Source organism: Pseudomonas sp. C1C7 (assembly GCF_013359595.1).
Classification (GTDB): domain Bacteria; phylum Pseudomonadota; class Gammaproteobacteria; order Pseudomonadales; family Pseudomonadaceae; genus Aquipseudomonas.
In genome coordinates this window covers 99406-110932 of record NZ_JABFMP010000011.1, presented here as the reverse complement: position 1 = coordinate 110932, position 11527 = coordinate 99406, and the positions used below count along the sequence as shown (strand labels likewise).

Annotated in this window: 13 protein-coding genes and 1 pseudogene; 10 read left to right on the top strand and 4 right to left on the bottom strand. The window is 58.2% G+C overall.

The window, feature by feature from the left end; translation table 11 throughout:
- Positions 1–110 precede the first annotated feature (110 nt).
- From HNO86_RS11885 to HNO86_RS11840, 10 genes and pseudogenes are all read left to right on the top strand, one after another.
- Complete coding sequence (locus HNO86_RS11885; protein ID WP_175377148.1) at positions 111–1505, top strand: ethanolamine ammonia-lyase subunit EutB; 1395 nt, start codon at positions 111–113, stop codon at positions 1503–1505.
- Positions 1506–1513: 8 nt separating this feature from the next.
- Positions 1514–2338 carry an ethanolamine ammonia-lyase subunit EutC gene (gene eutC, locus HNO86_RS11880; protein WP_175377147.1) on the top strand — a complete coding sequence of 275 codons (825 nt, stop codon included), beginning with the start codon at positions 1514–1516 and terminating at the stop codon, positions 2336–2338.
- Between the two features lie 113 nt (positions 2339–2451).
- Positions 2452–2913, top strand: a complete 462-nt coding sequence (locus HNO86_RS11875; RefSeq protein ID WP_175377146.1) for an N-acetyltransferase — start codon at positions 2452–2454, stop codon at positions 2911–2913.
- Between the two features lie 296 nt (positions 2914–3209).
- A complete protein-coding gene (locus HNO86_RS11870; RefSeq protein WP_175377145.1) occupies positions 3210–3866 on the top strand; it encodes a DedA family protein in 657 nt (218 codons plus the stop codon).
- 6 nt (positions 3867–3872) lie between these two features.
- Entirely contained in the window at positions 3873–4685 is an 813-nt protein-coding gene (locus HNO86_RS11865) for a zinc-dependent peptidase (RefSeq protein WP_175377144.1), read from the top strand.
- Between the two features lie 89 nt (positions 4686–4774).
- Positions 4775–5302 carry an inorganic diphosphatase gene (gene ppa, locus HNO86_RS11860; RefSeq protein WP_085585933.1) on the top strand — a complete coding sequence of 176 codons (528 nt, stop codon included), beginning with the start codon at positions 4775–4777 and terminating at the stop codon, positions 5300–5302.
- Between the two features lie 240 nt (positions 5303–5542).
- Positions 5543–6289 (top strand): S24 family peptidase, encoded by a 747-nt coding sequence (locus tag HNO86_RS11855; RefSeq protein WP_175377143.1) that lies wholly within the window; start codon positions 5543–5545, stop codon positions 6287–6289.
- Between the two features lie 61 nt (positions 6290–6350).
- The gene (locus tag HNO86_RS11850; protein WP_175377076.1) at positions 6351–6668 is read left to right on the top strand and encodes a hypothetical protein; all 318 of its coding nucleotides are present in this window, start codon (positions 6351–6353) and stop codon (positions 6666–6668) included.
- A gap of 151 nt (positions 6669–6819) precedes the next feature.
- On the top strand, positions 6820–7128 hold the full coding sequence (locus tag HNO86_RS11845; protein WP_256672618.1) for a hypothetical protein: 309 nt from the start codon (positions 6820–6822) through the stop codon (positions 7126–7128).
- 11 nt (positions 7129–7139) lie between these two features.
- Positions 7140–7241 (top strand): annotated as a pseudogene (locus tag HNO86_RS11840) (DUF2790 domain-containing protein); the annotation flags it as partial.
- Between the two features lie 78 nt (positions 7242–7319).
- On the opposite strand, the gene HNO86_RS11835 reads toward HNO86_RS11840, so the two are convergent.
- From HNO86_RS11835 to HNO86_RS11820, 4 genes are read right to left on the bottom strand one after another with little or no spacing between them, the layout of a single operon-like run.
- Positions 7320–8102 (bottom strand): cytochrome c, encoded by a 783-nt coding sequence (locus HNO86_RS11835; RefSeq protein ID WP_175377142.1) that lies wholly within the window; start codon positions 8100–8102, stop codon positions 7320–7322.
- Between the two features lie 9 nt (positions 8103–8111).
- The gene (locus HNO86_RS11830) at positions 8112–9188 is read right to left on the bottom strand and encodes a copper resistance protein B (RefSeq protein ID WP_175377141.1); all 1077 of its coding nucleotides are present in this window, start codon (positions 9186–9188) and stop codon (positions 8112–8114) included.
- Positions 9178–9495 carry a hypothetical protein gene (locus HNO86_RS11825; RefSeq protein WP_256672617.1) on the bottom strand — a complete coding sequence of 106 codons (318 nt, stop codon included), beginning with the start codon at positions 9493–9495 and terminating at the stop codon, positions 9178–9180. Before HNO86_RS11825 ends, HNO86_RS11830 begins: the two co-directional genes overlap by 11 nt.
- A 14-nt stretch (positions 9496–9509) precedes the next feature.
- Positions 9510–11423: a copper resistance system multicopper oxidase gene (locus HNO86_RS11820; protein WP_175377139.1), complete on the bottom strand. Its 1914-nt coding sequence runs from the start codon at positions 11421–11423 to the stop codon at positions 9510–9512.
- Between the last annotated feature and the right edge of the window lie 104 nt (positions 11424–11527).

Here is an 11527-nt window from a genome sequence, read left to right as displayed (position 1 = left end):
CTCAAGCACACAACAAATGCAAACCGAAGGCTCAGGCACAAGCCTTGCAGCCTGAAATACAGACCCCTTGTGGTTTTTGAGTGATTCACAGAACAGGAGGACACCACCCTATGGCCGTATTTTCCCATTGCGTCGGCGCCCAGACCTATCGCTTCGACAGCCTCAAGGAAGTGATGGCCAAGGCCAGTCCGGCGCGCTCCGGGGACTTTCTGGCCGGTGTCGCCGCCCTCAACGATGTCGAACGGGTCGCCGCGCAGATGGCGCTGGCCGATATTCCGTTGAGCCACTTCCTGCAGGAAGTACTGATTCCCTATGAAGCCGATGAAGTCACCCGACTGATCATCGATACCCACGACAAACAGGCGTTCGCGGTCGTCAGCCACCTCACCGTCGGCGGTTTTCGCGACTGGCTGCTCAGCGATGCCGCCGATGAACAGACCCTGCGCGCCCTCGCCCCCGGCCTGACCCCGGAAATGGTCGCCGCCGTCTCGAAAATCATGCGCGTGCAGGACCTGGTGCTGGTGGCGCAGAAAATCCGCGTAGTGACGCAGTTCCGCGGCACTCTCGGCCTGCGCGGGCGGCTGTCCACTCGCCTGCAGCCGAATCACCCGACCGACGAACCGGCGGGTATCGCCGCGAGCATTCTCGATGGCCTGTTGCACGGCAATGGCGATGCCATGATCGGCATCAACCCGGCCACCGACAGCATTGCTTCGATCTGCGCCATGCTGGAGATGCTCGACGCCATCATCCAGCGCTACGAGATTCCGACCCAGGCCTGCGTACTGACCCACGTCACGACCTCCATCGAGGCGGTGAATCGCGGCGTGCCGCTGGATCTGGTGTTCCAGTCGATTGCCGGCACCGAGGCGGCCAACGCCAGCTTCGGCATCAATCTGAACGTACTCAAAGAAGGCTACGACGCGGGCTTGAGCCTCAATCGCGGCACACTCGGGCAGAACCTGATGTATTTCGAAACCGGCCAGGGCAGCGCCCTGTCGGCCAACGCCCACCACGGCATCGATCAACAGACCTGCGAAACCCGGGCCTACGCGGTGGCGCGACATTTCAACCCGTTCCTGGTGAACACCGTCGTAGGCTTCATCGGCCCGGAATACCTCTACAACGGTAAACAGATCATCCGCGCCGGCCTCGAAGACCACTTCTGCGGCAAGCTGCTCGGCGTGCCGATGGGTTGCGACATCTGTTACACCAACCATGCCGAAGCCGACCAGGATGACATGGACACCCTGCTGACCCTGCTGGGCGTGGCCGGAATCAACTTCATCATGGGCATTCCCGGCTCCGACGACATCATGCTCAACTACCAGACCACCTCGTTCCACGACGCGCTCTACGCCCGGCAGACCCTGGGCCTCAAGCCAGCGCCGGAATTCGAGGCATGGCTGGCGAAGATGGGGATTTTCACCCAGGCGGACGGCAAGGTGCTGTTCGGTAACAGTCTGCCGCCGGCCTTTCGCCAGGCTTTGGCGCAATTGGGATGAGAGTTGATATGGAAAAACTGCCCTTCGATCCGCACAACCCCTGGCAGGAACTGCGGCGCCTGACCCCGGCGCGCATTGCCTTGGGCCGCACCGGCACGAGCATGCCGACCCGCGCGCAACTGGACTTTCAATACGCCCATGCCCAGGCGCGGGATGCCGTGCATTTGCCGTTCGATCACCGGGCGCTGCGCTCGCAACTGGCCGAACGCGGACAGGACAGTCTGCTGCTGCACAGCGCTGCTACAGACCGCAACAGCTACCTGCAACGCCCCGATCTGGGGCGAAAGTTGAGCGATGACTCCGCACAAGCGCTGCGTGATTACGCTTCGGCCCGTCCGGGCGGCGTGGATTTGGTGATTGTGGTCGCCGACGGTTTGTCAGCTTTGGCGGTTCACCGGCATACCCTGCCATTTGTGGCGCGTATGGAAGAACACATCCGGGTGGAGAACTGGAGCGTCGCTCCGGTCATCCTCGTGGAACAGGGCCGCGTTGCCGTCGCTGACGAAATCGGCGAACTGCTGGGCGCCAGAATGACGGTAATCCTGATCGGCGAACGCCCTGGCCTGAGCTCTCCGGACAGCCTGGGTTTATATTTCACCTACAATCCCAAGGTCGGCCTGACGGACGCCTACCGTAACTGCATCTCCAATGTTCGTCTGGAGGGCTTGAGTTACGGCATGGCGGCACACCGTCTGCTGTATTTGATGCGCGAAGCCTGTCGGCGACAGTTGTCGGGGGTCAATCTGAAGGACGAAGCGCAGATTCATACGCTGGAGGAGGATTCAGGCTCAGACATGAAAGGCAATTTCCTGCTCAGCTCGCCGCAAGCCTGAACCGCTTGCGTTGCACTTTCGTTCCAGTTTGAGGCAGGATCGGATCCACGGCCTCCAGAGTTCCCCGTCGCCGTCCAAGCACGCAAGACAGCCACTTGAAGACGAGACCTACCATGCGGATTATTCAAGCGACCCTCGAACACCTGGACCTGCTGACCCCGTTGTTCGTCAAATATCGCGAGTTTTATGGTTCCCTGCCGTATCCGGACTCGTCCCGGGCCTTCCTCGAGAAACGCCTGCGCCGTAAGGAATCGGTGATCTACCTGGCCCTGTCCGATGAGGACGACAAGAAACTGATGGGTTTCTGTCAGTTATACCCAAGCTTCTCCTCCCTTTCGCTCAAGCGCGTGTGGATCCTCAACGACATCTACGTCGCCGAGGACGCCCGTCGCCAGCTGGTGGCCGATCATCTGATTCGCACCGCGAAGAAAATGGCCAAGGAAACCAACGCCGTGCGCATGCGCGTTTCCACCAGCAGCAACAACGCCGTGGCGCAGAAAACCTACGAATCCATCGGGTTCAAGGAAGACACCGAGTTCAAGAACTACGTGCTGCCGATCAGCGACAAGCTCTGATACGTCTAGCGTGGCCTTGTGGCGAGGGGGCTTGTCGAAACGTCGCACCGCCCCGTTGGACTGCGCGACGTTTCGACAAGCCCCCTCGCCACAGTCACAGTCACAGTCACAGTCACAGTTATTAATTGTCATCAACCCGCCGACATCCCTCGCTACAATCTCGACGCGTTTTTCACGTCCCAGACCGTATAATGCCGACCTTTCCGACTTGTAAGAAAATCTACACCCGCTTGTAGGCTTACGCGAAGTCATCCGCACAGGCCTGCCGAGTCGGGCCGTCATCACAGGTGCCATCCATGGATTTCAACCCGCTCGATCTAGTGCTGCACCTTGATGTGTACCTCGATTTGCTGGTCACCAACTACGGGCCATGGATCTACGCGATTCTGTTTCTGGTGATCTTCTGTGAAACCGGCCTGGTGGTCATGCCCTTCCTGCCGGGCGACTCGCTGCTGTTCATCGCCGGCGCCGTTGCCGCGGGCGGCGGCATGGACCCGGTACTGCTGGGCGGCTTGCTGATGCTGGCGGCGATCCTGGGGGACAGCACCAACTACATCATCGGACGAACGGCCGGCGAGCGATTGTTCAGCAATCCGAACTCGAAAATCTTCCGTCGCGACTACCTGCAGCAAACCCATGACTTCTATGAGAAGCACGGCGGCAAAACCGTGACCCTGGCGCGTTTCCTGCCCATCATTCGTACCTTCGCACCCTTCGTCGCCGGCGTGGCAAAAATGCCTTACCCGCGGTTCTTCGGCTTCAGCGTCCTGGGCACCATCCTCTGGGTCGGCGGCCTGGTCACCCTCGGTTTCTTCTTCGGCAACGTGCCGTTCATCAAGTCCAACCTGTCCTTGCTGGTGGTCGGCATCATCCTGCTGTCGCTGGTGCCGATGATCATCGGCGTGGTGCGCAGCCGCTTCGGCGGTTCGAACTCCAAAGCCGAAACGCGCTGATCCGGCATGTGGTCGCTCAGCGCCTGGCGACGCCGGCGCACCCTGGCCAAGTACCCGATTGCCGACGACATGTGGCAGCGGGTACGCCATCAACTGAGCTTTCTCGACGGCATCAGCGCTGCCGAAGACCGCTGGCTGCGCGAAGCCTGCGTCCTGTTTCTGGAAGATAAACACCTGACCACCCTGCCCGGTGTCGAATTGCATCAGGAACAGCGCTTGCTGCTCGCTGCCCAGGCGCAATTGCCGTTGCTGCATCTGGGCGATCTGAACTGGTATCAGGGCTTTCACGAAATCATTCTCTACCCCGACGACTTCCTCAGCCCCCAGCGCCATCGCGACGCCAGCGGCGTTGAACACGAATGGGACGGCGAGCACAGCGGCGAAGCCTGGCAGCAGGGTCCGGTCATCCTCGCCTGGCCGGGCGTCATGGCCAGTGGTGGCTGGGAAGGCTACAACCTGGTGATCCACGAACTGGCGCACAAGCTCGACATGCTCAACGGCAATGCCAATGGCTTGCCGCCGCTGCACGCCGACATGCGGGTCAGCGACTGGGCTCGGGTCATGCAGCAGGCCTACGACGATCTGGACCGGCAGCTGGAACGCAACCCAGACGCCGAAACCGCCATCGATCCCTATGCCGCGGAAAATCCCGCCGAGTTCTTCGCCGTCACCAGTGAATACTTCTTCAGCGCCCCGGATCTGCTGCACGAGGCGTATCCGCAGGTGTATGAACAGCTCAAACTGTTCTATCGCCAGGACCCGCTGGCGCGTCTGCAGCAACTTCTGGCCGAGGATCCGGTCTACAGGGCCCACGACTAAGGTCTACACGACCTCTGGTACATGGCGTCGACACAGGAATGTGCCTATAATCGCCGCCACTTTTTGGTCAACTACGGGGGCATCGCCCAATGAGCTACAGCAAGATTCCGGCTGGCAAAGACCTGCCGAACGACATCTACGTCGCGATCGAGATTCCGGCCAACCACGCGCCGATCAAATACGAAATCGACAAAGACAGCGATTGCCTGTTCGTTGACCGTTTCATGGCCACCCCAATGTTCTACCCGGCCAACTACGGTTACATCCCGAACACGCTGGCTGACGACGGTGACCCCCTCGACGTGCTGGTCGTGACCCCTTACCCGGTTGCTCCCGGTTCGGTGATCCGCGCGCGTCCAGTCGGCATCCTGAACATGACCGACGACGGCGGCGGCGACGCCAAGGTTGTTGCCGTTCCTCACGACAAGCTGTCCCAGCTGTACGTCGACGTGAAGGAATACACTGACCTGCCACCCCTGCTGATCCAGCAGATCGAGCACTTCTTCGCGAACTACAAGGATCTCGAGAAGGGCAAGTGGGTCAAGATCGAAGGCTGGGACGGCGCAGACGCCGCCCGTGCTGCGATCACCAAGTCGGTTGCTGCCTATAAAGGCTAAGAGCAACTGCGAGCTTTGAGCTGCAAGCTTCAAGTAAAAAACCCCGGTGATCCGGGGTTTTTTGTGGGTGCTGGAAATGGGTTTTAAATGGCTTTTTAAACATCTCGTTTAAGTAAGTCCGGTTTAGTGTTTTCTGTTTAAAAATCCTCAAACACGTCTTACATTCGGTCGTAAATTTCCCTCGTAATTTGAACGCGGCGTTTATTCAAAGGCTTTTGACGCGCCAGTAGACTCGCGTTCATGAAAAAAAACACTAGCGGACCCCGCTTCAAAGCGCTCCTCGGGATAGCGAACATCACGACTACCGGGTTTGCCGAGTTTCTGAACACGGCCCCGCAGAATGTCCATAACTGGTACACCCGGGGTGTGCCCGCTCACTACATGGAAGAAGTCGCGAGAAAGCTGTCGATCAACAGTGAATGGCTGAAAACAGGTGAAGGTCCAAAGGACGCCCGACACCTGCGCCTGCACGACGAGTCTGGCAATGTCTTCGACGCCCAGGCCATTCGCGGTGTCTATACGGTCATCGAACCCACCGACATCGACCTGCCCCTCTACAAGGAAACCACCACCGCTCCCGGCTCCGGCAAAACCCACGTCATCGAAGACCCGGGCCAATCCGTGCGCCTGCCCCGCAGCTACCTCGACTCACTGGAAATCAGCCACGCCGACGCCATCTGCGCCCACATGATCGGCAACAGCATGGCCGAACGCATCGAAGACGGCTCGATCATCGCCATCGATCGCGGCCTGACCCAGATTGTCGACGGCGAAATCTACGCCATCGAACACGACGGCATGTTGCGAATCAAATACCTGCACCGAATGCCCGGCAACGCGCTGCGATTGCGCAGCCATAATCGCGAACAATACCCGGACGAAATCTTCCGGGCCGCCCAGATCGAAGAGCAGAACATCAAAGTGATCGGCTGGGTGTTCTGGTGGTCAACGCTGAACAAACGCCGACCGGAGATACCCTTCCTGTGAAAGCGCTTTCCTGTAGCAGCTGGCGAAGCCTGCGTCCGGCTGCGCACCAGCCGTAAACCGTATGCTGGCGGTCTATCTGAAACACCGCGACCACCGGGTTCACGACTGCTTCGCAGCCGAACGCAGGCTTCGCCAGCTGCTACATAAGTCCAATGCGCACGCCAAACTGGGAATTCCCTCAAAAAATCAGTATGATGCGCCCCACATTTGCGCATCGACCCGCCAAGGCGGCTCAGATCGCACCGACAAGGCAGATGACTTTCTCGCCAAGTCCCACAGCCGGACGCAAGATCCGGATGTACGTTTTAAAGGCTGGCGAGGTTTACCAAAAATGAACCAAGCCAGTCCCCAAGAAGCCGGCCACAAGCCGGCTTTTTAATGCCTGAAAGCTACGTAGAATGCGGGCTAGATACGAAACTTCATCTTTGACTCACACTTTGACCCACACCCAAGCGCTAGGTTAGCCGCCGCTACATGGACTCGATTTCTTAAATGCTATCGATCTGTCCTCTGCTGAGTGGACCGAACGCATGAAGGAGGACTTCCTGGGCGCTGGGTCAAAAGGCGATTACGAGCGGCTGGTGAAAACCTGCGGCTTTGGGGTGCCCAACCCCGGAGTTGTCGAACGCGGCATCAAAGGTCGTTACAGGTACGAATCTCACGGCCTCAGGTTCGATGTCAGCCGCCCAACGGAAGAAAGGACTCAGTTCCGCCAGCGCATCAACAAACGTGCACGCGACGAAGAAGACGGTATCTATCAGGGTGGCGGAGCAGATCCTAACTGGCTGCTGGGAACCCACTCGGACGTTGCCCAATCGAGCTCGGCCAAGCCGACATGATTGGGCAACGCTGTGACGTAATGCCTGCGCAAATGACCTATGAAGACTCGACAGGCAAGCTCAACATTCTCGAATACCGCTCAGCTGGTATCAATTACCGCGGCCAGAATTGAGCTCTTGAACGCTATCCCAACGAAAACGGCGCCTTTTAAAGCGCCGTTTGCGTTGGGGACAACCTGAGAAAGCGGCTGTTAGCCTTCATGGGTGTGTACCTTTCCATCTTTGTGTGTATGCGTCTTCGAGCCTGGCTTGGAATGCTGATCACTAGAGGACTCGGCAGCATCATGATGGCCGCCCTCAGACTCGTGACCCTCGGAATCTGCCGAGTGCGAGTGATGAGCCTCCGACTGCTCCATATCGTGGTGCCCTGCCTCCGAGGAAACCTTGCCATGCTGGTCTGGCTCATTGCCGCCATGCTGGCCCTCATGGTTGTGCATCTCACTTTCCCCACCACCGTGCTGGTGGCCACCACTGGTTGTTACCAGGGCCTTGTACTGCTCCGCGCTCATCCGTGGCATTTGCTCAAGGAAAGCGACGATACCCCAGATGTACTGATCACCCATGCTCTTGCCCCAAGCGGGCATGCCGGTAGCCTTGATACCGTGTTTAATGGTCCAGAAGGCCGCTGCGGGGTCATCGCTTAAACCAATCCTGGCAAGATTGGGCGGTGCCGGATAAAGCGCTTGGCTGAGCTCGGTTTTTTCCAACCCAGGGGCGAGGTGGCAGCCAATGCACATCGCATTGTAGTTACCGGCACCTGTACGGATAAGGGTTTCATCATTTAGGTTCGGTACTTCGATGTCCCTTGCGCGCACTTCAATGGAGCGATCCCGCGCCATGGCAAGGAAAGCATGCACAGCTGGGAAGTGAGGATCATCAGCACCGACGTTGACCAGGCCAAAATACGCGGCCGCCAATGCCGCCGCGCTACCCACGGCGCCTGCTGCTACCAATGTTGTAATTGTTCTCTTCATGTCAGGCTCTCAAAACCACATCCGAATGCCGGCAACGAAACGTGCTTCATCGACATCCCCGCCTTCATCGCGAATCAGGTCTGCTGTTTTGCCGTAGGAGCGGTTCCAGGTTACGCCGATGTAGGGTGCGAATTGGCGCACGATCTCATACCGTAAGCGCAGACCGACTTCAGTGTTCGCCAGGCCAGAACCCACCCCGCGCTCGGGATCGTTTTTGCCATAAAAATTGGCTTCAGCGGTTGGCTGCAGGATCAGGCGATTGGTCAGGAGAATGTCGTATTCGCCCTCCAGCCGAGCAGCTGTCTGGCCATTCTCACCGATGAACGCTGTGGCTTCGGCTTCGAAGTCATAGAGCGCCATGCCCTGGATACCAAAAGCCCCCCATGTCTGTGGAGATCCTGGTTGGAAATCCTGGCGCACCCCAGCGACCACATCCCACCATGGGCTAATGGATCGCCCATACAGAAGCTGCAACTCAGCGTCCTCGGTGACGCCATTCGTCCGCTCGCCTTCGGAGCGGATCCACAGCCGGTTGATATCGCCGCCAACCCATCCAGAGGCTTCCCAAGCCAGCGCGCTGCCTTCGTCTGCATCCTGGTACTCAAGCTTATCCAGCAGGAAGAAGCTGTTGATCGCACTGTCGTGCATCTGATGCCCGCCCAACGGAGGAAAGGCAGCTTGGCGATCAGCATCCGTCAGCACAGGTATCGGAGTACGGCTAGTCGTCGTTGGGGCATCAGAGCCATGGTTCATCGTCGAGTGATCCATGGTCCCATGGTCCATCCCCTGCATGCTGCCATGGTCCATCTTGCTGTGGTCCATGTGCGCAGGTTTGGCCGCAGGTTGACTGTGTTTCATTTTGCTGTGATCAACGGGAGCAGGTTTCTTCTGCTGCTTGCTCGCGCCCATGTGAGCGTGGTCCATGCCTGGCATCGGGTCGGCCGACGGGGCGGAATCCATTTCCATGGCTCCGTGCCCCATTGCCGAATGGTCCATCTCCTCAGCAGCAAAGCTGGGCGCAGCACCCAGCATGCTGAATGAAACGGTCAATGCCAGCAGCGATGGTCGTGCCAGGCTATTGGTCATCTTTCCCTGCCTTAGCTTTATCGCTGCCATGCGATTCCATCATTTTGCTGTGATCCATACCCTCCATCGAGCCATGGTCCATACCTTTCATGCTGTCGTGGTCCATACCCTTCATGGAGCCATGATCCATACCCTTCATCGAGTCATGATCCATGCCCTGAGAACTCTTCGATTTTGCGGCATCGGCAGACTTCTGGGTGTGCTGTTCATGGTTATCGCTGGACCACGACGAAGGCGCATAAACAGCAAACAAGCCAGCCATCGCAGCAGAGAGGAAAAAGGCGTTTCGCTTCATTGGTTTGCTCATCTTGGATCTCCAGTTCATTCGTCCACGCGGACTTCTCGGAACATGCCCATTTCCATATGGAACAGTAGGTGGCAGTGGTAGGCCCAACGGCCCAAAGCATCCGCGGTTACTCGGTAGCTTCGTTTTGAGCCTGGAGGCATGTCGATGGTGTGTTTTCGAACCATGAAATTACCGTCCTCATCTTCCAGATCGCTCCACATGCCGTGGAGGTGGATGGGGTGGGTCATCATGGTGTCGTTGACCAACGTGATTCGCAGCCGCTCGCCATATTTGAGGCGTAGGGGTTCAGCATCGGAAAATTTGACGCCGTCAAAGGACCAGGCGAACTTCTCCATATGGCCTGTGAGATGCAGCTCGATGGTGCGCCCTGGTTCACGTCCATCCGGATCAATGAACGTGCTTCGCAGATCCGCATAGGTCAGGACACGCCGTCCATTGTTGCGCAGGCCGATTCCCGGATCGTCCAACTTAGGCGTTGGACTCATAGTCTGCATGTCGACCAAGGGGTTATTAGTTTCTGAGGCTGGGTGAGACTGCATGGCGCCGCCCATGTCTCCCATGCTGCCGTGGTCCATCCCAGCCATCTTGCTGTGGTCCATACCGGCCATGCTGCCTTCGTCCATCCCAGCCATCTTGCTGTGGTCCATACCGGCCATGCTGCCTTGGTTCATCCCAGCCATCTTGCTGTGGTCCATGCCGGCCATGCTGCCTTGGTCCATCCCAGCCATCTTGCTGTGGTCCATGCCGGCCATGCCGCCTTGGTTCATCCCAGCCATTTTGCTGTGGTCCATACCGGCCATGCTGCCGTGATCCATACCCATATCGCTCATTGAAATGAGAGGGCGAGGATCAGCTGCCGGAACTGCAGCTTGCATACCTTCGCGAACGGCTAAAGTGCCTCTGGAGTAGCCTGTGCGATCCATGGATTGAGCAAAAATGGTGTAAGCCTGCTCGCTTTCGGGCTCGACGATGACATCGTAGGTTTCGGCAACGGCGATGCGGAACTCGTCGACCGCAACGGGTTTGACATGCTGCCCATCCGCTGCGACAACCGTCATCTTCAGGCCGGGAATTCGCACATCGAAATACGTCATGGCCGAGCCGTTGATGAAGCGCAGGCGGATTTTCTCGCCCGGTTTGAACACGCCCGTCCAGTTACCGTCCGGGGCCTGGCCGTTCATCAGATAGGTGTAGGTGTAGCCACTTACGTCAGCGAGATCGGTGGGGCTCATTTTCATCTCAGCCCACATTTTCCGATCCGCCACCGCAGCCGACCATCCCATCTCGCCTACGTCGTTGACGAAGTCGCCCACGGTGCGTTTGTGGTAGTTGTAATAGTCCGACTGCTTCTTGAGCTTGGACAGGACCCTGGCAGGATCCTCGTCAGTCCAATCGCTAAGCATGACCACATAATCGCGATCATAGGTGAATGGCTCTGGCTCCTTGGCATCAATGACCAAGGCACCGTACACCCCGACCTGCTCCTGGAGTCCAGAGTGGCTGTGGTACCAGTAGGTACCGTTCTGATGAACCTTGAACTTGTACTCATACATGCCATCGGGTGCGATGCCATGAAAGCTAAGACCAGGCACTCCATCCATGTTCGCCGGCAAGATGATGCCGTGCCAATGGATAGACGTGTCCTGCTTCAAGCGGTTGCGTACGCGGAGCGTGACTGTGTCTCCCTCCCGCCAGCGAAGGATCGGCCCCGGCAGCGAACCATTGATTGCCATGGCTGTGCGAGTTGCTCCGGTGATGTTGACCGGCAACTCACCGATGTAGAGATCAAAATCGGTGCCTGTCAGAACATTCGGTTGGCCAGGGCTGGTCACAGCCCAGACCGGCGCGCGCCACATGCCCAGTCCACCCAGTAATCCAGTAGCGGCCAGGCCTTTGACGAAAGATCGTCTCGTGGTTTTGCTGTGCATGCCGTAGTGTCCAGTCAAATGATTCGCTGATATCCGGGTCGCTCGATCGCAGACCCGGCTTCCTTGGGGGGCCCACAAGTCTTATGGACTTGCTCGAAAGCGCA